Here is a 20,796-nt window from a genome sequence, read left to right on the forward strand (position 1 = left end):
CCAAAGATGGTGGGCCGGAACCGGTCAGTCGCTGGCGGCCGCCAGAGACTCCCGACCGCCGCCCGCGGCCGCCGCGTTCCGGGCCCGGTCACAGCGACGTCAGCTCGGTCACGCCCGCGTCGGTCGCCTCGGTGAGCGCCTCGCGGGCCTCGGGCTTGCAGGTGAGGTAGACGACCTGCCAGCCGGAGTCGACGAGGTCGCCGAGCACCTCGGCCTGGCGCTCCAGCCGCTGGGGGTCGGCCGACAGGAAGGCGTCGTCCATCAGGAAGAACCCGTCCCGCCCCTCCATGAGGCGGCGGCCGAGCGCGACGCGGACCGAGAGGTACAGCTGGTCGCGCGTCCCGCGGCTCAGCTCCGCGGGGGAGAGCCGCTCGCCGTTGGCGAGTTCGACCGCGAGCCGCGACTCGTCGGTCAGGCCCACGTCGACGTAGCGGTCGTCGGTGACCCGCCGGAACACCTCGGTCGCCTCGCCGTCGGCGAACAGCGACGCCATCTTCTCGTTCTCCGACTCGGCCATCCGCTCCAGCACGGCGGCCGCGGCCCGCGAGACGTCCGCGTCGGTCTCGACGGCGTCGACGAACGCCTCCAGCCGGTCGGCGAGGTCCTCGAGCGCGCCGAGGTTGGCGACCGCGAGGTCGAGCGGCTCGCCGCAGACCGCCTCGAAGCGGATCTCCCCGGCGCGCTCGGCGAAGCGGTCGAGCTGCCGGCGGTGCTCGCGCAGGGCCGCGTCGAGCTGCTCGGCGCGTTCGCGGGCCTCCTCGGCGCGCTCGCGGGCGTCTTCGAGCTCCTCCTCGGTGAACTCGCGGTCGGCGTCGAAGTCGATCTCGGCCCGGCGGGCTTCGAGGGCGTCCTCCGCGGCGTCGACGACCTCGCGGGGGTCCTCGGCGTCGATGTCGAGCCACTTCCGGAGGACGCCCGTGTTCGTCTGGACGACCTCGGTGTGGCTCTCGCGCTCGTCGCGCAGGTCCGCGATGGAGGCGCGCACCTCCGTCGGGTCGTAGGCCTCGATGCCGACCTCCGCGGCGCGTTCGACCACGGCCTCGCGGTCGGCGTGGAGCCGCGCGACGGCGTTGCTCGCCGACCGGTAGAGCGCGAGCGCGACCAGCGTGACGACGCCGAAGGCGGCCGGCCCGGCGGCGACGAGCGGCGGCTCGCGGATCCCGAGCGCCAGGGGGACGGCCCCGGCGACGACGCCCGCGGCCAGCGCCGCCAGCGTCGCCCGGCGACACCAGGTCTTCCGGCGCTCGAACTCGTCTTCGCTCCCGGTCGCAAGTTCGTCCAGCCGCGACTCAAGCTCGGAGAGGTCGGCGTCGCCCGGCAGGGCGGCGCGCTCTTCGAGACTGCGCTCAAGTGCGCCCTTCGTCTTGACGAGCTCCTCGTACTCCTCGCGGGCCTGGGCGGCTTCGAGCGCGGCCACGTCGGCCTCGGCGCGCTCGCGCTCGCGGGCCGCCCGGTAGCACTCGTGCTCGATGGCGTCGAGCCCGTCCGACTCGGCTCGCTCCAGATACGACTGGACGTCGGCCAGTAACTCGGTGGCCCGCTCGTGTTGCTCGCGCGCGTCGTCGTGCTGGTTCGAGAGGTTCAGCCGCTCGGGCGTGAGTCGCCCGCGTTCGAGGACGCGCTCGCGGACGGTCTCGATATCGCCGGTCCAGATGCCGACGATGCGGTCGGTGACCTGCCGGTAGAACGCCCCCTCGTCGAGGACGCCCAGGTCGCCGTCGCGGACGACGAAGACGTTGCGGAACTCCGCGGGCGTCAGCTCGAAGTTGTACCGCTCGGCGTACCTGTCGAGCAGCGTCTCGCCGTTCGAGAGCTTGTGCTCGCCCTCGTCGCCGTCGAGGACGACGTAGCCCTCGGGTCGCTCGTCGATCCGGGGCCCGGCGACGCGGCGGTCGCCGGTCAGCGTGCGCAGGAGACACTCCGTCAGCAGCGTCTTCCCGGACTCGTTGGGGCCGTAGACGACGTGGGCGTCGTCGAACTGGAGCGTCTCGCGGAGGGGACCGTAGCGGTCGACGTGGACCTCGCTGAGCTTCACGCGTGTGTCACCTCCCCGGCGGCGAGCAACTCGGCGAGCGTCTCGACGAGCCGCCGCTCGACGTCCTCGCGGTCGTCGACGCGCTCCCACCGGTCGAGGTCGAGGTCGTCGAGGTGGTCGACGAAGTCGGCGTAGATGGGGTGGTCGAGGACGGCCGCGACGCCGCGGGTCTCGTTGACGACGGTCGCCGGCCCCGCGGCGGCGTGCAGCCGCTCGTCGAAGGTGCTCTCGTCGAGTTCGGTGAACCCGTCGACCCGGACTTCCAGGTCGCTGCGGTCGGTGTCCTGGCCGTCGACCCACCCCTCGACGCGGTCGATGACCTCGTAGCCCTCGCCGGGCGTGACGGTCGCCTCGAAGCGGTCGCGGTAGTAGGTGTCGAGCGCGACCGGCTGGACGTTCGCGTCGTCCGTGTCGACGACGACGGCGTGGCGCCGGCCGGTCTCCGCCCACGAGTGACTGACGGGCGAGCCGGGGTAGATGAACAGGCCGCCGTTAGGGAGTTTCCGCTGGTAGAGCTCGGCGTGGACGTGGCCGGCGAGGACGAACTCGTAGCCGAGTTCGCCCAGCGTCTCCGTCTGGACGGGGCAGTAGCTGGGGGCCTCTTCGCTGCCGGTCGCGCCCGCGCCGAACCCGGCGTCCAGCGTGCAGTGGAGGCAGAGGACGGCGTCCTCGTGGGCGCGCTCGCGCAGTTCGAAGAACGTGTCGTCGCCCAGTCGCTCGCGGTAGGGGACGCCGACGACCTCGCCGCCGTCGACCTCCGCGACCTCGAAGGGGTCCGCAGAGAGGACGCGGAAGTCGGGGCCGAACTCGACGTTCTCGCGGAAGGCGGCGACGTCGTGGTTCCCGGGGACGACGAGCACGTCGAAGGGGTTGTCGGTGAACCGTTCGCGGAGTTCCGGGCGGAGTTCGTCGGCGGCCGCGGCCGAGTCGAAGCAGTCGCCGCCGACGGTCAGCGCGTCGACGCCTTCGCGCTCGGCGGCGTCCAGGAGGGCGTCGAGCGCGGCGACCGACCGCTGGCCGCCCCGCCCGAGGTGGAGGTCCGCGGTGTGGAGTAACCTCATCCGTACCCCGGTGTGGCGGCGGCAAGCGACTTAAGGATTGGTTACGAGTCCGACAGAAATCCGACCCCGGTCCGGGGCGACTCAGAGGCGAAGCGCTTCGGCCTCGTCCCAGCGGGGGGCGAACTCGGCCCCCACGTCGGCGGCGAACTCGGGGTCCTTGAGGTCGATGACCGCGAACGTCTCGTCCTCGATGAGCGGGTGGGGGACCTCGATGCAGACCTCGGTGTCGTCGATGATCTCGAAGGTGCCGGAGACGTTCGGGCTCGTCCGCGTCTCGAAGCGGTCGTGGGGCTGGAGCGTCTCCCGGTAGCGCGCGCCGACGGCGTCGGGCAGCGCGTCGACCAGTTCGGGCGTCAGCAGGACCGAGACGGAGACGCCGCGCTCCAGCGCGTCCTCCAGCGCGGCGGTGATGCGGGCGGACACCTCGTCGAGGTCGAACTGCTGGACCGGCTCGGAGGCGACGACGACGATGCGCTCGTCGGCCGCGGTCAGCCGCTCGACCAGCAGATCGAACGCCTCGCGCTGGCCGACGCTGGCCGTCCAGAACGGCTCCTCGACCGGTTCGCCCTCGTCGAGTTCGTCCACCAGGTCGTCGACGATGTCCTCGTACTGCTCGGCCTGCTCTTCGAGCTCGCGCTTCTTGTTCTCCAGCAGTCGGTCGAGCGCCGTGTCCGTCTCGACGGCGACGTACTTCTTCGGGCGACTCGCCGTCTGGCTGCGCGCCAGCTGCTGGGTCTCCAGGCTGTTCAACACGTCGTAGATGCGCCCCATCGGCACGTCGCTCGCCCGTGAGAGGTCCTTCGCCGTGGTCGGTCCCGCCTCCAGGAGCGCGCGGTAGGCCCGCGCCTCGTACTCCGAGAGGCCGAGGTCTCTGAGACTCGCCATTGTCAGTATCTCGAACTGCCACAACAAAAAACAACGGGTGAATTTACGTCCGACGACCGCTCGCTCGGCTCACCCGGTCAGCAGCGATTCGAGGCCCTCGGGGTCGGTCGCCTGCCCCTCGCGCTCGCCGTCGGCGAGGACGACCGCTTCGCCGTCCTCGGCGCGGCCGTCGGCGGGCGAGACGACGGACTCGTGGTCGGCCAGGCGGAGCGCGGCGCGATGGAGGTCGCTGCCGGGGTCGGCCCCGACGGCGACGACGCGCGGGTCCCGCAGTCGCGCCACGGCCGAGGCGTAGGCGGCGACTTCGACGCCCATCCGGTCGGTCGCGCCGGCGAACGCCGCCAGCGCGTCGCGGGCGGCCTCGCGGTAGCGGTCCTCGTCGGTGAGCAGCCAGCAGTCGATCAGCGCGTCGGCCGCGTCGACGTTCGTGTCGAGGGGGTAGAGCGGTCGGTCCAGCAGGCCGGCGCCCTCGGTCGGCCCGTCGCGGAACGCGCCGTCCTCGCCCCGCAGCGCGTCGATGGCGTAGTCGGCGACCGCGCGCATCGGCCCGGGCTCGCCGAGCACGGACGCGCTCGTCGTCAGCCCCGCCAGCGTCCGCGCCTGCGAGGAGAGGAGCCCGGCCTCCCCGACTTCGCCGGTCTCGGGGTCGCCGAAGTGGACGACCGCGCCGTCCTCGCCGACGAGTTCGGCCAGGACGTGGTCGCGGGCCCGCTCGGCGTAGCGGCGGGCGCGCTCGTCGTCGGTGTACGCCGCGTAGGTCAGCAGTCCGTCGACGGCGACGCCGTTGTGGCCGGCGAAGACGGTCTGGTCGACCGCCGGCGGGTCGGCCTCGGCGCGCTCGGTCGCTTCCAGCCGGTAGTACGAATCGTCGCCGCCCTGACTCGCCGCGAAGGCGTCGCCAGTCCACAGGTCCGTCGTCAGGTACTCGACGGTCCGCTCGGCGGTCTCGCGGTAGGCGTCCTCGCCGGTGTAGCGGTAGCCGTGGGCGAACGCCCGCACGAGCGCCGCGTTCTCGTCGACGAGTTTCTCGCGCTGGGGCGACCCCCAGTTGCGGTTGTGCGAGAAGCGGTAGAAGCCGCCGTCGTAGGTGTCGAACAGCCGGTTCTGGACCGCTTCGAGCGTCCGGGTCGCCTGGTCGCGCGCCCGCACCAGCGCGAACTCGATAGTGCGGGGGAGCGGGAACTTCACGTCCGTGCCCCACCCGCCGAACTCGTCGTCGTACGCCGCGAGCAACTGCTCGACCATGTGCTCCTCGACGCGGGCGGAGAGTTCGCCGCCCGGCGGCCGGGCGTCGCCGAGTTGCCGAGGGATCGAGCCCGCCTCCTCGCCCTTGCCGTCCCAGGTCCGGCGAACGGCGTCGAGGATCTCGCGGAAGCCGTCGACGCCGAGGAACGTGGCGCCGGTGATGACGGTGCCGTCGGGCGTCGTGAACACCGTCGAGGGGAACCCGCCCATGTTGTAGCGGTCGCGGACGCGCGGATGGCGGTCGACGTTCACCCGAACGGGGACGAACCCGTCGTTGACGTTCGCGGCGATGCGCGGCTCGGAGTAGGTGGTGCGGTCCATCTCGCGGCAGTCCTCGCTCCAGGGCGCCCACAGCGAGAGCAGGACCGGCTTGCCCGCCCCCTCGGCGCGGCCGAACGCCTCCGGGCCCCACTCGCGCCACTCGACTTTCGTCTCGACCGCTGAGTCGTCCATACCCGAACTACGTGCTTGCGCCGATAAGCCCTTTCAAACTGTCCGTGATCGGGACAGGAACGGCGGTGGCGCGCCGTCGTCCCGGAATCGAGAACGACTACCTCGCCCGTTCACGTAGAAGACTTATCCCGGATCCACCGCCTGACCCGGTATGGACCGGTCCCGCCGAGCCCTCCTGGCCGCGTTCGGAACCGCACTGTCGGCGTCGGTCGCTGGCTGTCCAGAAACCAGTGGCGACGCGGCCACTGCCGAGCCGACGCCCGACCCCTCTCAGCCCGCTGAAACTCCGACAGCGGAGCCTGACCCGGCAACGAGGGCGAACACGACGACGCGAACGGGGACTTCGACACCGGCCCCTGTCACGCTCGCACCGGGCGAGTCCTACGTCACGGCCGACGGCTGGGATCTGACCGTCGAAAACCTCGCGGTCCGGAGAGCCGTCGTCGAGTACGGACCGACCCACTGGGACCCGGACTGGGCCGACGGCGGGCAGTTCGTCGTCGCCGACCTGGTAGTTGCCGGCGACGGTGCGCCCGACCCCGCGGACCCCACGGACCTCCGCGTCGCCTGTCAGACCGACACGACCGACGGGACGGGTCGGACCTTCGTCGTCGCCGATTCGAACGCCGACGACATTCGCCAGCGTCTCGGGTTCACCGTCCCGGCTTCGCCGGCACCGGCGGAGGGAGCGATCGTCTGGTCGCCCGCGGACGGGCCGGAGGTCCGATGGGCGCTCCCCGACCCCCTCCTCGCTGAAATCGCGCGACTGCCGGAGTTCGACCTCCGGGGATTCGAGGTCGAGAACGTCCCGGGCGACGAGATCGCGGTGACGCTGACGGTCGCGAACGTCGGCGTCGGAGACGGGACTTTCCTCGCGGAAGTGGGGCACGCCGCGATGTCCGACCAGCCCGAGTTGACTGTCGAGGTGCCCGCGGGCGAGACGCGGACGGTCACTCGCCGGGTCCCGTTCCAGAACGTTTGGAACGACAGCGACGACGAACCGGCGACGGTCGTCCTCCGCTACCGCGAGAAGCGGCTCGAACGGACGGTCGAACCACCGAAGACGGACGGATAGCCGTCGCCACTCCCTGCGTCAGGTCACTCGTCCCGGGAGTGGATCGGCTCCGAACTCGAACGCAGGTGGCCGCCGTCGCGGCCGTTTCGAACCGCGAGGACCTCGGCGACGACGCTCTGAGCGACCTGGTAGGGGCTCCCACCGCCCAGATCCAGACCCACAGGCGCGTAGATCCGTTCGCGATCGCCCTCGCCGATTTCGATGCCGTCCGACGCCAGCGCGTCGCGGAGCCGCTCGAACCGGTCGGGCGGTCCCATGACGCCGACGTACCCGACGGGCGTCGCCAGCACCTCTCCGAGCGCCAGTCGGTCGTCGACGAAGTTGTGGGTCATCAGGACCGCGGAATCGCTCGACTCGAAATCCACTGCGTCGCGCAGGTCTCGGGGCGAGGTGGAGACGACGCGGTCGGCCCGCGGGAACCGCTCGGCCGTCGCGCGTCCGCCGCGGAAGCCGACGACGGTCACGCGGAACCCCGCCGACCGCGCCAGGTCGACGACCGGGCGGACGTCGGCGTTGCTCCCGACGACGACCAGCCGGGGCGGTGGCGTCACGCGCTCGACGAACAGCCGGACCGATCCGCCCCCAGTTTCCACTCGAACCGTCGTCGTTCGGTCCACGTCCTCGGGAACGGCGGCAGCCACGTCCGGGGGTAGGTCGTCGGCCGCATCACCTCCGTCGTCCGTCCACCGCTCCCCGACGTCGAGGCGCTCGTCGTCGCTCTCGACCACGACGGCGGCGATCCGGCCGCCGTCCAGTTCATCGGCGCTCGCGAACACCGGTCGGTGGGACTCGCCGAGCGGTTCGAGCAGCACGTCGACGAGGCCGTCGCAGCCGACGCCGAGGCCCCAGGCGTCGTCCTCGCGGAGGTCGAACCGCTCCAGGCGGGCCGCGTCGTCGGCGAGCACGTCCCCCGCCAGCCGGGCTAGCGAGTCGGTCAGACAGCCGGCGGTCACCGACCCGACGCCCCCCGATCCGGGCGCGACGACCATCTTCGCGCCCGGTCGACGGTACGCTCGGCCGTCGACGGCGACGACGGTCGCCAGCACGGCGGGTTCGTCCGAGTCGAGATGCCCGCGGGCCGTCGCGCGAACCTCTCGGGCCGGCGCGGTCCAGTCGGCGGTTCGATCGTCTGAGTCGTCCGCTGTCGTACCGCTATCGTCGGTCATGCCGTCGGAGGGTTGCCGGCGACTCGCTCGGCTGCCGATTCGAGTGCGCGAGCGACGTAGGTCTCCAGCAGTTCGCCGCGGAATTCGCCGGACGCGTATGGGTCAGAGCGCAGCCGCTCGGAGTCGATGTCGGCGTGTGCCTCGCTCGCCGCCGCGTCGATAGCCTCGGAGTCGAGACGCTCGCCGACGAGGGCGTCTTCCACCGACGGCAGGCGGACCGCCCGGTCGACCGCGCCGGTCGCGGCGACGCGCGCACGCGAAACGGCTTCTTCCGCGACCTCGACCACGGCCGCCGCGCCGACCATCGCGTAGCCCGTCGCGGGGTGGGTCTTCTTCGCGTACGCGACGCCGGCGTCGCCCGTGTGCGGGACGCGGACGCCGGTGACGAGTTCGCCGTACTCGACCGCGGTCTCGCCGTCGCCGCGGAAGAACTCGGTCGCGGGTACCTCGCGCTTGCCGTCGCGGTGGCGCAGCAGTATCGTCGCGTCGCTCGCCAGCACCGCCGCGGGCGGGTCCGCACCGGGGTGGGCCTCGGCGAGGTTCCCGCCGATAGTCCCCCGGTTTCGGATCTGCAGGTCGCCTACTTCGGCGGCGGTCTCGGCCAGCAGCGGCGCGTTCGCCCGGAGCGCCCGGGAGTCGGCGATGTCGGCGTAGGTCGTCAGCGCGCCGACGACGGTCCGGTCGTCGAGCGCGTTGATCGCGTCGAGCGCGGGCACGTCCAGGTCCACCACCACGTCGGGGCTGCGCCCCTCGGTCTTCATCGCCGGGACGAGGCTGTGGCCGCCCGCGAGGATCTCGACCTCCGCGTCGGCATGGTCGTCGAGTAGGTCCATCGCCTCGTCGACGGAGGTCGCCCGCTCGTAGTCGAAGTCGGCGGGGAACATCTCAGTCCTCGGCCTCCACTTCCGGCGGGTCGGCGCGCCGTCCGGTCTCGTCGCCCGAAGACTCCATCTCGGCCAGTCGGTCGGCCGCCGTCTCCACCGCGTCGACGACGTTGCCGTAGCCGGTGCAGCGGCACACGTTGCCCTTGAGCGCTTTCCGGATCTCCGCGCGCGAAGGGTCGGGGTTCTCGTCGAGGAGTTGGTGAGTCGTCGCGAGCATGCCGGGCGTGCAGTAGCCGCATTGCAGGCCGTGTTCGTCGTGGAACGCCCGCTGGACGGCGTCGAGGCCGTCGGTCGCGTATCCGGCCGCGGTCGTCACCTCGCCGCCGTCGGCCTGGACGGCGAGGACGGTACAGGACTTGACCGCGTCGCCGCCGAGTTCGACCGTGCAGGCGCCGCACTTGCCGCTCTCGCAGCCGACGTTCGGGCCCGTGTAGCCCAGTTCGTCCCGCAGCGCGTGGACCAGCAGCGTCCGCGACTCGACGGTCAGCGTCTCCTCCTGCCCGTTCACCGTGAGCGTGATGTCGTGTGTAGCCATGGGCGAGGGTCGGTAACTTGTGCGGACAACGGTCCGCGGAGAGTAAAGTGTTGGTTCCGGAGAGACGAGTGAGTGCGATCGGTGATCGTCGGGAGGCCCGCTTTCGCGTCGCTCCTCTTAGCCGTTCGTGCGCACGATGCCGACGTAGTCGCCGCCGGGGTCGGTGACCTGCTCGTCCGGTTCGATCGTCTCGGAGAGGTCCCAGGGGGTGTCGGCGACCAGCTCCTCCATCGTATCGGGGGCGGCCATGAGGTAGTCGAACCAGTCGGACGCGTGCACCTCGTACCGGACGCGCATCCGGAGCGCGCCGGGGAGTCGACCGCGCTCGCGGTTCTTCTCGTGGTAGGCGCGGTGGTGCTCGTCGTCGGTGACGACGGGATCACGGCTCTGGGCGATCAGCGTCGCGTCCTCGGTCGCTACTTCGGCCAGATCGCGTAACCGTTCGGGGGCCGTCTCCGCGGTGCCGACGAGGCCGAAGTTGTTGCCCAGCATGAGGATTGTATCGAAGGAACCGGGGTCGAACGCCTCGGCCACGTCGGCCACATCGACCACGCGGGCGTCCTCGACGCCGCGGTCTTCGGCCACTTCCACGGCGCCCGGCGAGACGTCGATGGCGGTCACGTCGTGGCCCCGACCCTGGAGAGCCAGCGCGTGACGGCCGGCGCCACAGCCGACGTCGAGGACGCGGCCCTCGACGTGGTCGATCGCGCGTCGCTCGATCTCGGGCCACTCCTCGGGGCCGCTGAAGTAGTACTCGCCGCCGGCGCTGATCCCGATCCAGCCGTCGTCGCGCTCGACGATCTCGTAGCCGTCACCGCCGTCCCGGTAATCGCGCAGCATCGCACCGATGGCGTCGTCTTCCATAGGGCCTGGATCGCTCGCCCGGGAGATGAGTGGCGGGGTCGCGTGCGGTGTGCTACCGTGGGTTGGGGAACAGTAACGGTCGGTGAGTCCTCGAAGTGGGACATGTACCTCGCAGACCGGACCTGGCCGGAACTGGGCGAGTACTTCGCCGAGGAGTCGCTGGCGCTCGTGCCGCTGGGGTCGACCGAACAGCACGGCCCGCACCTCCCCGAGTCCACCGACCACCGCATCGCCGAGGCGCTCGCCCGCGAGGCCGCCGAGCGGACGGGCTTCCTCTGTACGCCCACGATCAACGTCGGCGTCAGCCCCCACCACCGGCAGTTCCACGGCACGATGTGGGTCGAGCCCGGCGTGTTCCGCGACTACGTCGAGTCGCTGACGCGGAATCTCACCTACCACGGCGTCGACCGCGTTATCTTCGTCAACGCCCACGGCGGCAACGTCCAGCACCTCCGCGAAGTGGGCCGTCGCCTGCGCGACGACGGCGACGCCTACGCCATCGAGTGGATGTGGGACGAGTCAATCCCCGACCTCGTGGACGACCTCTTCGAACACAACGGCCCCCACGGCGGCCCGAAGGAGACCGCGATGATGCTCCACATCGCCGACGAACTCGTCCGCGAGGACCAGTTCGAACGCGCCCGCGACGACGGCATCCGGAACTTCGAGGACTACGAGGGCGCCCGCAAGTTCGGTGCGCGCACCTTCTACGACGCCATCGACAACACCGAGTGCGGCGTCATCGGCGACCAGACCGACGCGACGCGGGAGAAAGGCGCCGAGTTGTTCGAGGCCGCCTGTGACCAGTTGGTCCGGTTGGCTGAGTGGCTGGACGAGCAGGCGTACGAGGACCTGATGCCGCGGGAGCACGTCTGAGCCGACTCTCCGAGTTTTGTCGGCACGTCAACCGCGTGTTGACGGGAAATGTCCCGTTTCGAGATCTGTTGTGCTCGGCGCTCACGATTTCGCGACCGATCTAATATGTGTCCAGAAATCGCACTTTCGGCTATGTGCAACTCAGGTCCCTCGTCGACTTCGAATTTGAAATAAATAGCTTCGAGATCTTCCCGCCCTCGACAGGCGAATCTATGGCGTTCTTTCTGTCAGAAGATCAGAAGATTCTGATCTCCGGAGTCTTCATCGGCGGTGCATCGGATCGCACGATATCCCTCGACGAGGTCGAAGTCGACGACGATGAGGTAGCAGTCACGATCCGGGAAGCCGACGATGCGGACTCCGATCAGTTCATCATGGGCGCAGACCGGCCCATCTCGTATAGCATCAGTCTGGAGTTCACTCCATCTGTCCCGACAGAAGTTGTACTCGCGCATGTCTCTGACGGAGATCGAACACTCGAAAGGCGGATACTCCGTCGCTAGAATGGACTTCTCGAAGCAAGCGGAGGTCCACGTGATCGAAATCGTGGATATCGACGAGGCGCACAAGCGCTACGGGTCCACTGAACGGGCTGCGAGCGCGGAATTAGTCTCCTGTACTCACATACGGCGAGCGAAGCGAGCCGTTTCACCGGACGCGAACGAAGTGAGCGTCCGGCCTTTTTCGCCCACGTTTTTGCCGGTCGGGTTCCCGCAGGTCGACGCAGGCGACCGAGGAAACCCGGCCGGGAAAAAGGTGGACGGGCACGGTGGGATTCGAACCCACGACCGTCGGATTAGAAGTCCGACGCTCTATCCGGACTGAGCTACGTGCCCTCGTTCTGAATTGTGCGGGCGCGATTAAAAAGCGGCCCGGGTTCTGATTGTCGTGAGTGCTGGCGATTCAGACACCTGCATGGAAAACAGCGTGAAAGCCCCGACACGCTGGGCTCGGGCGGCTCGCTGCGCTCCTCACTTCGTTGCGGTGCTTACTTCGCCGGCCTTCGTCCAGCGTGTCGCCCCTTTCATTCCCACCCGCACAGACTGGCTGACCAGCCGACATGGGTGGGAATGAAAGGGGCGGCCTGCTTCGGGAAGCACGGCGCCGGAAGCACTGCAGCGAACGCAGTGAGCGAAGCGCGCAGCAAGCCGCGCGACCGAAGCAGGCCGGGGCTTTCACGCTGTTCGCGGTCGATCTATTGCTCACACCCACGATACTCACAGACCCAAAGACTCCAGCCAACCAAGCAAACTTGCCACTCGATATCAAACATACACGTATGCCCCGAATCGGTCTGACGGGGGACGTGATGCTCGGGCGGCTGGTCGACGAGCGCTACCGCCAGCCGGGTCACGACGCGGCCGCGATCTGGGGGAACCTGCACGACCGGCTCCGAGATCTCGACGGACTGCTCGTCAACCTCGAATGCGCGGTCTCCACGAGAGGGCGACAGTGGACGCGCACCCGCCGGCCGTTCCACTTCCGGGCGACGCCGGACTGGGCGACAGAGGCACTCGCGACCGCCGGCGTCGACTTCGCATGCCTCGCGAACAACCACCTGCTGGACTACGAGGAGCCCGCACTGCTCGACACGCTCGACCACCTCGACGCCGTCGACGTCGCCCACGCCGGCGCGGCGAGAACCATCGCGGAGGCCCGCGAACCCGCGCTGTTCACCGCCGGCGACATCGACGTCGCGGTCGTCGCTGCGACGGACAACACGCCGGAGTACGCGGCCGGGCCGGACAGCCCGGGCGTCTGCCACCTCGATTTCGACCCCACCGAGGAGGTGACCCGGACGGCCGTCGAGGGGATGGTCGCCGACGCGCGGGCCCGAAACCCGGATCTGGTCGTCGCATCGGTCCACGGCGGACCGAACATGGAGACCGCGCCGAGCGACGCCCTCCGCGAGTTCCACCGGTGGCTCGCCGAGCGGGTCGACCTCGTCCACGGCCACAGCGCCCACGTGTTCCAGGGCGTCGAAGTCGTCGACGGAACGCCAGTGCTCCACGACTGCGGCGACTTCGTCGACGACTACCGGGTGGATCAGGAACTGCGCAACGACCGGGGGTTCCTGTTCGTCGCCGAGACCGACGAGTCGGGCGTCCGCTCCCTCCGTCTCGAACCGATCGAGATCAGGGACAGAGCGGTCTACGCGGCCGAGCGAGACGTCGGGGTGTGGTGTCGGGAGACCATGCGGGAACGCTCGGAGCCCTACCGGACGCACTTCCACCGCGACGGCGACGCGCTGGTGCTGAACGTGGCCTGAGCGACGCGGCGGGTGACGCGACAACCGCCCCTCTTTTGGTCGCCGGGCGTCGAGAGCCACCAATGAGCGCGCACCTGGACTTAGAGGAGTCCGAGCCCGACGTGGCGACCGACGGCGTCTGGCTCACCTGCATCGAGTGCGGCGAGCAGTTCGCCCCCTTCGCGGAGATCCGCTACACCTGCGACCACTGCGACGGCCTGCTGGAAGTCCGCTACGCCGACCTGCCCACCTGGGAGGACTTCGGCGGCGCGAGCACGCCCGAGAGCGGCCCCTACGGCGTCTGGCGCTACTCGGCCGCGCTGCCCTTCGAGGAAGGTGTCTCCCTCCCCGAGGGCGGCACGCCGCTGCACTACGTTCCCCGCCTCGAAGAAGAGACCGGGGTAAACACCCTGCGCGTCAAACACGAGGGGATGAACCCGACCGGGTCGTTCAAGGACCGCGGGATGACCGTCGGCGTCCGCGTCGCCCGCGAGGTGGGCGTCGACCGCCTCGCCTGCGCGTCGACCGGCAACACCTCCGCCGCGCTGGCCGCGTACGGCGCCCGCGCCGGCATGGAGACGCTCGTCCTGCTCCCGGCGGGCAAGGTCGCCGCCGGCAAGGTCGCCCAGGCGAGCCTCCACGGCGCCCGCATCCTCGAAGTCGACGGCAACTTCGACTCCTGTCTCGACATCGTGCAGGACCTGGCCGCCCGCGGCGAGGCGTACCTGCTCAACTCCCTGAACCCCTTCCGCCTCGAAGGCCAGAAGACCATCGGCCTGGAGATCATGGAGCGCTTCCACGCCGACGAGGGCCGCTACCCCGACCGGATCGTTCTGCCCGTCGGCAACGCCGGCAACACCGCCGCGCTGTACAAGTGTTTCCGCGAACTCCGGAAAGTCGGCGCTATCGACGACGACGAGGTACCCAAGCTCACCGGCGTCCAGGCCGAGAACTCCGCGCCGATGGTCGAGGCCATCGAGGAGGGCAACGACGAGGTCCGCCGCTGGGAGAACGTCGAGACCCGCGCGACCGCCATCCGCATCGGCAACCCCGTCAACGCCCCCAAGGCCCTGCCGGGCATCCGCGAGACCGGCGGCACCGCCGTCGCCGTCTCCGACGAGGAGATCACCGACGCGCAGCGCTCGCTCGCCGAGGAAGGCGTCGGCGTCGAGCCCGCCTCCGCTGCCTCTATCGCCGGCCTGCGGAAACTCCGCGAGACCGGCGAAATCGAGGCCGACGAGGACGTGGTCTGTCTGACCACCGGCCACCTGCTCAAGGACCCCGACGCCGCCTACGAGGCCGGCGGAGAGCCCGAACCCGTCCCCAACGACACCGAAGCCGTCCTCGACCACCTGGGCGAGTAACACCGTTTCGGTTGGCGAGCCGGTTTCGGCCTACCGACCGTTCTTCTGGCGCGCGCTGTCGAGCGTCCCCGAGCACTGCGAGGGGCGCGAGACGGAGCCGTGCGAGGGATGAGGAGCGCAGCGAAGCGAGCACCGCAGTCGGTTGGGGAGGCCTGAGGCGCGGTGCTGTGCCGTGCTGTTGCGGGGTTCCCTGGCGGACTGAAAGGGCGAGGCGCGCTCCGGGAAGACGGGCGACGTAAGCACCGCAGCGAAGCGAGGAGCGCAGCGAGCTCGTCGGGCGGCACAGCCGCCCGACTGTCCGAGGGACCTTCGGTCCCTCGCTACCCTCGACCGGAGCGGGCCGAGGGCTTTCATCGCTTGCTGTCAGTAGCTGTCGAGTCGACTGCTAGCGAGTGGGCCGAGGGCTTTCATCGCCTGCTGTCGCCAGCGGCCGATCTGACACTTGGCAAGTCGGTCGAAGGTCTACAACAGTCGACCGCAGTTCCGCGCGAAACTCGAACAGTTACAGATCTTCCTCGCCGAACTCGTCGATGCGGTCGTGGACGTAGGCGGTCCACTCCTCTAGCGTATCGTGCATCAACTCGCGGGCCTCGGGCAGAGGCGTCGCGGAGTACTGGTAGACGTGGCCACCGCCGTCCAGCAGCCGCCGCTCGCGCTCGGCCAGACCCTTGTCACGCAGGGTCGACAGCGAGCGATTGACGTTGCTGCGGTCGCGGTCCAGCTCGTCGGCCAGCTCCTCGACGGTGCTGCCCGGGTGGTCCTGAAGCGTCAGGAACGTCCGGACCTCGTGTTCCTGGATGTCGAAGACGCAGGCGAGCACATCCGCGAATCCGGGTTCCTCGTCGAGCATCAGTTCGCGAAATCGCTGGGGCGAAGGGTCCGCCTCGACCATCGTACCGACGACTACAGTCCCCCGACGCATAAACGGGTGCGGTGCGGTGACCACTGACGCGACCGGATCGCAGACTACCGTGCGTACCCCTGCTTCTCCAGACAGGTGCGCATCTCCGACTCGGAGTCGTGTCTGTGCAGGCGGGTCGGCGTGTCGCAGTAGAAGACGTCACCGTCCCAGCGGAGGACGACATCGTGTTCGGCGTCGAGGAACTCGGTGCGGACGCGGACCCGCCCCTCGTCGACGATCCGGGCGAGCAACTCGTCGGCGTCCAGTTCGCCGGCGGCGACGACAGGCGGGTCTGTCATCGGACTCGGATCGGCCCGCCGCGATAATCAGTGTTCGTCGCGACCGCGCGGTCGGTACACGGCCGCGGGACCGACCGCGGTCCGGCTACCAGCTCCGCTTGGGGTGGGGCTGGTTGTCGCCGCGGTCGTCGTAGTACTTGCGGCCGATGAAGGACTCGTCGACGTTGCTCATCATCGCGGTGAAGACATCGTCCGCCGACTGATAGTCCGTCACGTTCGACCGCGCGAGCACCGTCTCGACCGTCGTCGTGTCGCCCGTCGGGGCCTCGATCTCCACGTCGCCGAACTCGTCGGCGACCGCCGTCGCGTCCATCGGATAGTCGAACGACTGTCTGAACAACTGCCGCGTCTCTGTGATTCGCATCCGTACCACACCCATGTGACTAAGTCATTATAAATCATGAGGGTGAATGTGCGTCAATAATTCTCAGGGGTCGACTCCGCATTCCTGAACGCACGTCGGGAGAAACGAGTAAAAACTCGTCAATAGTTTCGGAACCATCTTTTTCCAGGTGGGGTGTCCTCGGGCGCTTCGCGCCCTGCGGGCACCCCACCGGCAAAAACGTGGGTGAAAAAGCCGCTCGCTCCCTGCGGTCGCTCGCGGATCTCAGTCCTGCTCGGCCAGCCACGCCAGCAGCCCCTTCTGGGCGTGCAGGCGATTTTCGGCCTGGTCCGGCAGCCACCTTTTTCTCATCGGGTCGCTCACTTCGTTCGCGACCACTCTTCGAAAAACGTGGGCGAAAAAGCGCGCCTCGCTCCGCTCGGCGCGGGACTATTCCTGCTCGGCCAGCCACGCCAGCAGCCCCTTCTGGGCGTGCAGGCGATTTTCGGCCTGGTCCGGCAGCCACCTTTTTCTCATCGGGTCGCTCACTTCGTTCGCGACCACTCTTCGAAAAACGTGGGCGAAAAAGCGCGCCTCGCTCCGCTCGGCGCGGGACTATTCCTGCTCGGCCAGCCACGCCAGCAGCCCCTTCTGGGCGTGCAGGCGATTTTCGGCCTGGTCCCAGACGATGGCGTTGTCGCTCTCGATGACCGTGTCGGTGACCTCCTCGCCACGGTGGGCGGGCAGGCAGTGCATCAGCGCGCGGTCGCCGAGCAACTCGGGGGTGATCTGGAACCCGTCGAACGCCGCGAGCTTCTGCTCGCGCTCGTCCTCCTGGCCCATGCTGACCCAGACGTCCGTGTACACCACGTCGGCGTCCGCGACGGCCGCCTCGGGGTCTGTCGTCACGTCGGGCGCCGGGCCGAGGCCGTCGGCGCGGTCCAGTACGTCGTCGTCGACGCCGTAGCCCTCGGGCGTCGCGACGGTCAGGTCGAGCCCGCACATCGCCGACCCGAGGACGAACGACTGACAGACGTTGTTCCCGTCGCCGACCCACGCCACGGAGACGTCGTCGTCGAAGTGCTCCGTGATCGTCAGCAGGTCGGCGAGCGTCTGGCACGGGTGGGCGTCGTCGGTCAGCGCGTTGATGACCGGCACCTCCGCGTACTCGCCGAGTTCGACCACGTCGTCGTGGTCGAACACCCGCGCCATCACGAAGTCGACGTAGCGGCCCAGCGCTCGCGCGATGTCTTTCACCGGCTCTCGGCCGTGTAACCCGATGTCGTCCGGGCCGAGAAAGACGGCGTGGCCGCCGAGTTGGGTCATCCCCGTCTCGAAGGAGACGCGCGTCCGGGTCGAGGGCTTCTCGAAGATCATCCCGAGCGTCTGGCCGCCGAGGAGGTCGCTCGCACCGCTCGCCTCGTAGTCGGCCTTGATGGTGGCCGCGCGGTCGAGGACGGTCGCCAGTTCGTCGGTCGTGAGGTCGTCGACGTCGAGGAAGTTGGTCATAGTAGTTGCTCCGTCGCGTCTTCGAGGACGGCCACGGCGCGGTCGTACTCGGCCAGCGAGACGTGCTCGTCCGGTGCGTGGTCGAGGTCCGAATCGCCGGGGCCGTAGGTCACCATCGGACAGTCCCACTCCTGTGCGTAGATGTTCATATCACTTGTGCCGGTCTTGCGCAGGAGTCGGGGGTCGCCGCCGGTCTTCCGGACAGCCGCGCGGAAGGCCCGTCCGGCCGCAGTCCGCGGGTTCTGCATCACCGGCTCGACCGCGTCGTGCCAGTGGACGGTGCCGTTCGTGAGGTGACCGTCGGCCATCTCGTGCACCTCTTCGGTGGTGTACTCCGGCGGAACGCGCAGCTGCACGTCGACCGTCGCCTCCACGGAGAGCCCGTCGTCGGTGATGCCGCCCTCGAAACTGATGGGCTTGCACGTGACTCGCTCGAAGACGGGCACCCACTCGTCGTGGCCGAACTCCTCCTCCACGTCGGACCACCAGCCGATGGCGTCCTGGATGGCGTTGTTCTCCGGGCGCGAGGAGTGTCCCGACTCCGAGGTCGCGACGTACGTCCCCGCGAGCAAACCGCGATATCCCAGCGTGATGCCGTCCCAGCCCGACGGCTCGCCGTTGACCACGGCGTCCGGTTCCGCTTCGCGGTCCTCGACGAGGTGGCGAGCGCCCCGGGAGTCGACTTCCTCGCCGACGACGCCGACGAACGAGGCGCCCGTCCGGACGGCCGCGACGGCCATCGAACACAGCGGCCCCTTCGCGTCGACGCTCCCGCGGCCCCACAGCAGTTCCTCGCCGTCCTCGCCCTCCTCGACTCGGACCGGGATGTCGCCCGGCACGGTGTCGATGTGCGACGTGAGGAGGACGCCGTCGTCCGCGGGGGCACGGACGTTGCCGACCTCGTCGACCCACACCTCGCGGTCGTGGGACTCGAAGAACTCGACGAGGACCTGCGCGGCCGCTTCCTCCTCGCCGGTCACCGACGGGGTGTCGACCACGTCGATCAGGAGTTCGCGGGCTTCCTCGTCGGCGGGCAGGTCGGGGGCCGGTTCCTCGCCGTCGTCCGCATCGGCTCCCTCGCCCTCACTCATCGCCCACGACCTCCGCCATGGCGTCGACGACCCGGTCGACCTCCTCCTCGCTGACGGTCAGCGGCGGGAGGAACCGGACGACGGTGCGGCCGGCCGGCAGTGCCAGGACGCCGTGGTTCAGCGCGAGCTGCTTCAGCGCGCGGTTCGCGCCGCGGCCGACCTCGACGCCGACCATCAGCCCCTCGCCGCGCACGTCGCGCACCTCGTCGCCGAGCTCCTCGTCTAGGCGCTCCTGCATGTACGCGCCCACGTCGCCGGCGTGGCCCGGCAGGTCCTCCTCGACGATGGTCGAGACGGTCGCCCCCGCCGCCGCGGAGATCACGGGACCGCCCGAGAACGTCGAGGCGTGGCTGCCGTAGTTGTCCGCGATCCAGTCGCGACACAGCGTCGCCCCGACCGGGAAGCCGTTGCCGAGACCCTTCGCGGTCGTCAGAATGTCCGGCGTGACGCCGGACTGCTCACAGGCCCACAGCGTGCCCGTCCTGCCCATGCCGGTCTGGACCTCGTCGAAGATGAGCGCCGCGCCCGCCTCCTCGGTCACCTCGCGGGCGCGCCGGAGGAACTCCGCGGAGGCGGGGTTGATGCCGCCCTCGCCCTGGACGGGTTCGACGATGACGGCCGCCGTCTCGTCGTCGACGGCGTCGGCGAGTTCGTCGCCGTCGTCGTAGGGGACGAACTCCACGTCGCCGATCAGCGGCTCGTAGGGCTTCTTGTACTTGCTCTTCCACGTCGTCGCGAGCGCGCCCATGGTCCGGCCGTGGAACCCCTTCATCGTCGCGACGATCTTCGAGTTCCCGGTGGCCGAGCGGGCGAACTTCAGCGCCGCCTCGTTGGCCTCGGTCCCCGAGTTGCAGAGCCACGTCTTGCCGATGGGGTCCGGCGCCGAGTCGGCGAGGCGCTCGTACAGCGCCGTCCGCGCGGCGTTGGGGTACGACGCCTGGACGTAGGTCAGCTTCTCGAACTGCTCGGTGACGGCGTCGTGGACGGCCTCGTGGCCGTGGCCCAGCGGGACGCAGGCGTAGGAGGCACCCATGTCGAGGTACTCCGTGCCGTCGTCGCCGTACAGGACTGTGCCGTCGCCCGATTCGATCTGGATGGGTTTCTCCGAAAAGACGAATCCGCTCATTGTGTCTCCTCCGTGTCCGCAGTATCTGAAAGTGCCGACGCGTGGACGTGCGTGCCGCCGCCCGAGAGGGCCGAGAGGATCGGATCCTCGGCGTTCGCGTCCGCGACCACCACTTCGTCGGCGCCGCCGTCGAGCGCTTCCTCGACGGCCATCACCTTCCGCTCCATGAAGCCCTCGGCGGCGTCCTCCAGGTCCGCCCACTCGGCGGGCGTCTCGACGGACTCGATGAGGGTGGAGGGGTCGTCGGGGTCCGCGTAGATCCCCTCGACGTCCGTCAGCAGGACGAGCGTCGCCTCCAGCCCACCGGCGATGTGGGCCGCCGAGCGGTCGGCGTCCGTGTTGACCGGCACCACTTCGTCGTCGTCCTTGCCGGCCATCGGCGGCGACGCGACGGGCGTGTAGCCGTCGTCGAAGAGCGTCTCCAGCAGGTCGGCGTTGACCCGCTTGATCGTCCCGGAGTGGTCCCCGCGACGGATCTTGCGCTTGCCGTCTTCCATGACGCGCACCGCGGACTTTCGCGGGCCGTAGAGGAGCTTGCCGTCGACGCCCGATAGTCCGACGGCGTCGACGCCCTGGCTCTGGAGCCCCGCGACGAGTTGCGTGTTGAGGTGGCCGAACACCATCTCGAACACCTCCATGGTCTCCTCGTCGGTGAACCGGCCGACGACGCCGGAGGGGGTTTCGACGTACTCGGGCTCTATCCCCAGGCGTTCGAGCGTCTCGTCGACGGCCGTGGAGCCGCCGTGAACCACGGCGACGTCCTCTCCGTCTTCACGCAGCGATGCAACGTCCGCCAGTGCGCCCGCGGGGTCGACCGCGCGAGCGCCGCCGATCTTGACGACTGTAGTCACGAAAAA

The 20,796-nt window shown here is 69.5% G+C and carries 20 protein-coding genes and 1 tRNA gene; 4 read left to right on the forward strand and 17 right to left on the reverse strand.

Features of this window, described 5'->3' with window-relative positions; all coding sequences use genetic code 11:
* Positions 1–88 precede the first annotated feature (88 nt).
* The 4 genes from PSC72_RS14600 to PSC72_RS14615 form a co-directional block, all read right to left on the reverse strand.
* Positions 89–2,035: an ATP-binding protein gene (locus tag PSC72_RS14600; protein WP_274322152.1), complete on the reverse strand. Its 1,947-nt coding sequence runs from the start codon at positions 2,033–2,035 to the stop codon at positions 89–91.
* Positions 2,032–3,096, reverse strand: a complete 1,065-nt coding sequence (locus tag PSC72_RS14605) for a metallophosphoesterase family protein (protein ID WP_274322153.1) — start codon at positions 3,094–3,096, stop codon at positions 2,032–2,034. The genes PSC72_RS14600 and PSC72_RS14605 overlap by 4 nt, the downstream gene beginning before the upstream one ends.
* A gap of 81 nt (positions 3,097–3,177) precedes the next feature.
* Positions 3,178–3,981, reverse strand: coding sequence for a TrmB family transcriptional regulator (locus PSC72_RS14610; RefSeq protein WP_274322154.1), 804 nt, complete (start codon positions 3,979–3,981; stop codon positions 3,178–3,180).
* Between the two features lie 69 nt (positions 3,982–4,050).
* Positions 4,051–5,679 carry a DUF255 domain-containing protein gene (locus PSC72_RS14615; RefSeq protein ID WP_274322155.1) on the reverse strand — a complete coding sequence of 543 codons (1,629 nt, stop codon included), beginning with the start codon at positions 5,677–5,679 and terminating at the stop codon, positions 4,051–4,053.
* Positions 5,680–5,830: 151 nt separating this feature from the next.
* Between PSC72_RS14615 and PSC72_RS14620 the strand changes: the two genes are divergently transcribed.
* The gene (locus PSC72_RS14620; RefSeq protein ID WP_274322156.1) at positions 5,831–6,754 is read left to right on the forward strand and encodes a hypothetical protein; all 924 of its coding nucleotides are present in this window, start codon (positions 5,831–5,833) and stop codon (positions 6,752–6,754) included.
* 23 nt (positions 6,755–6,777) lie between these two features.
* Here the strand turns inward: PSC72_RS14620 and PSC72_RS14625 are convergent, their stop codons facing one another.
* From PSC72_RS14625 to PSC72_RS14640, 4 genes are all read right to left on the reverse strand, one after another.
* Positions 6,778–7,920, reverse strand: a complete 1,143-nt coding sequence (locus PSC72_RS14625; RefSeq protein ID WP_274322157.1) for an XdhC family protein — start codon at positions 7,918–7,920, stop codon at positions 6,778–6,780.
* A complete protein-coding gene (locus tag PSC72_RS14630; RefSeq protein WP_274322158.1) occupies positions 7,917–8,804 on the reverse strand; it encodes an FAD binding domain-containing protein in 888 nt (295 codons plus the stop codon). The genes PSC72_RS14625 and PSC72_RS14630 overlap by 4 nt, the downstream gene beginning before the upstream one ends.
* A gap of 1 nt (position 8,805) precedes the next feature.
* The gene (locus PSC72_RS14635) at positions 8,806–9,339 is read right to left on the reverse strand and encodes a (2Fe-2S)-binding protein (protein ID WP_274322159.1); all 534 of its coding nucleotides are present in this window, start codon (positions 9,337–9,339) and stop codon (positions 8,806–8,808) included.
* A 117-nt stretch (positions 9,340–9,456) separates the two neighbouring features.
* Entirely contained in the window at positions 9,457–10,203 is a 747-nt protein-coding gene (locus PSC72_RS14640) for a class I SAM-dependent methyltransferase (protein ID WP_274322160.1), read from the reverse strand.
* A 102-nt stretch (positions 10,204–10,305) separates the two neighbouring features.
* Here PSC72_RS14640 and PSC72_RS14645 point away from each other — a divergent pair, with 102 nt between their 5' ends.
* Positions 10,306–11,079: a creatininase family protein gene (locus PSC72_RS14645; protein ID WP_274322161.1), complete on the forward strand. Its 774-nt coding sequence runs from the start codon at positions 10,306–10,308 to the stop codon at positions 11,077–11,079.
* Positions 11,080–11,306: 227 nt separating this feature from the next.
* Here PSC72_RS14645 and PSC72_RS14650 read toward each other — a convergent pair whose 3' ends face one another.
* Positions 11,307–11,534, reverse strand: a complete 228-nt coding sequence (locus tag PSC72_RS14650; RefSeq protein WP_274322162.1) for a hypothetical protein — start codon at positions 11,532–11,534, stop codon at positions 11,307–11,309.
* A gap of 306 nt (positions 11,535–11,840) precedes the next feature.
* Positions 11,841–11,915, reverse strand: a tRNA-Arg gene (locus PSC72_RS14655).
* Between the two features lie 443 nt (positions 11,916–12,358).
* Here PSC72_RS14655 and PSC72_RS14660 point away from each other — a divergent pair.
* Complete coding sequence (locus PSC72_RS14660; protein ID WP_274322163.1) at positions 12,359–13,348, forward strand: CapA family protein; 990 nt, start codon at positions 12,359–12,361, stop codon at positions 13,346–13,348.
* A gap of 62 nt (positions 13,349–13,410) precedes the next feature.
* On the forward strand, positions 13,411–14,691 hold the full coding sequence (thrC, locus tag PSC72_RS14665; protein ID WP_274322164.1) for a threonine synthase: 1,281 nt from the start codon (positions 13,411–13,413) through the stop codon (positions 14,689–14,691).
* Positions 14,692–15,193: 502 nt separating this feature from the next.
* Here the strand turns inward: thrC and PSC72_RS14670 are convergent.
* The 7 genes from PSC72_RS14670 to PSC72_RS14700 form a co-directional block, all read right to left on the reverse strand.
* Entirely contained in the window at positions 15,194–15,583 is a 390-nt protein-coding gene (locus PSC72_RS14670) for a helix-turn-helix domain-containing protein (RefSeq protein ID WP_274322165.1), read from the reverse strand.
* A gap of 74 nt (positions 15,584–15,657) precedes the next feature.
* On the reverse strand, positions 15,658–15,891 hold the full coding sequence (locus tag PSC72_RS14675) for a hypothetical protein (protein ID WP_274322166.1): 234 nt from the start codon (positions 15,889–15,891) through the stop codon (positions 15,658–15,660).
* 85 nt (positions 15,892–15,976) lie between these two features.
* On the reverse strand, positions 15,977–16,255 hold the full coding sequence (locus PSC72_RS14680; protein WP_274322167.1) for a DUF5789 family protein: 279 nt from the start codon (positions 16,253–16,255) through the stop codon (positions 15,977–15,979).
* Between the two features lie 573 nt (positions 16,256–16,828).
* Positions 16,829–17,722, reverse strand: a complete 894-nt coding sequence (argF, locus tag PSC72_RS14685; protein ID WP_274322168.1) for an ornithine carbamoyltransferase — start codon at positions 17,720–17,722, stop codon at positions 16,829–16,831.
* Entirely contained in the window at positions 17,719–18,813 is a 1,095-nt protein-coding gene (locus tag PSC72_RS14690; RefSeq protein WP_274322169.1) for a [LysW]-lysine hydrolase, read from the reverse strand. Before PSC72_RS14690 ends, argF begins: the two co-directional genes overlap by 4 nt.
* Positions 18,806–19,939, reverse strand: coding sequence for an aspartate aminotransferase family protein (locus PSC72_RS14695; RefSeq protein ID WP_274322170.1), 1,134 nt, complete (start codon positions 19,937–19,939; stop codon positions 18,806–18,808). The genes PSC72_RS14690 and PSC72_RS14695 overlap by 8 nt, the downstream gene beginning before the upstream one ends.
* Positions 19,936–20,790 carry an acetylglutamate/acetylaminoadipate kinase gene (locus PSC72_RS14700; protein WP_274322171.1) on the reverse strand — a complete coding sequence of 285 codons (855 nt, stop codon included), beginning with the start codon at positions 20,788–20,790 and terminating at the stop codon, positions 19,936–19,938. The genes PSC72_RS14695 and PSC72_RS14700 overlap by 4 nt, the downstream gene beginning before the upstream one ends.
* Between the last annotated feature and the right edge of the window lie 6 nt (positions 20,791–20,796).

It is taken from the genome of Halosimplex aquaticum, assembly GCF_028747785.1.
GTDB classification, from domain to species: Archaea; Halobacteriota; Halobacteria; order Halobacteriales; family Haloarculaceae; genus Halosimplex; species Halosimplex aquaticum.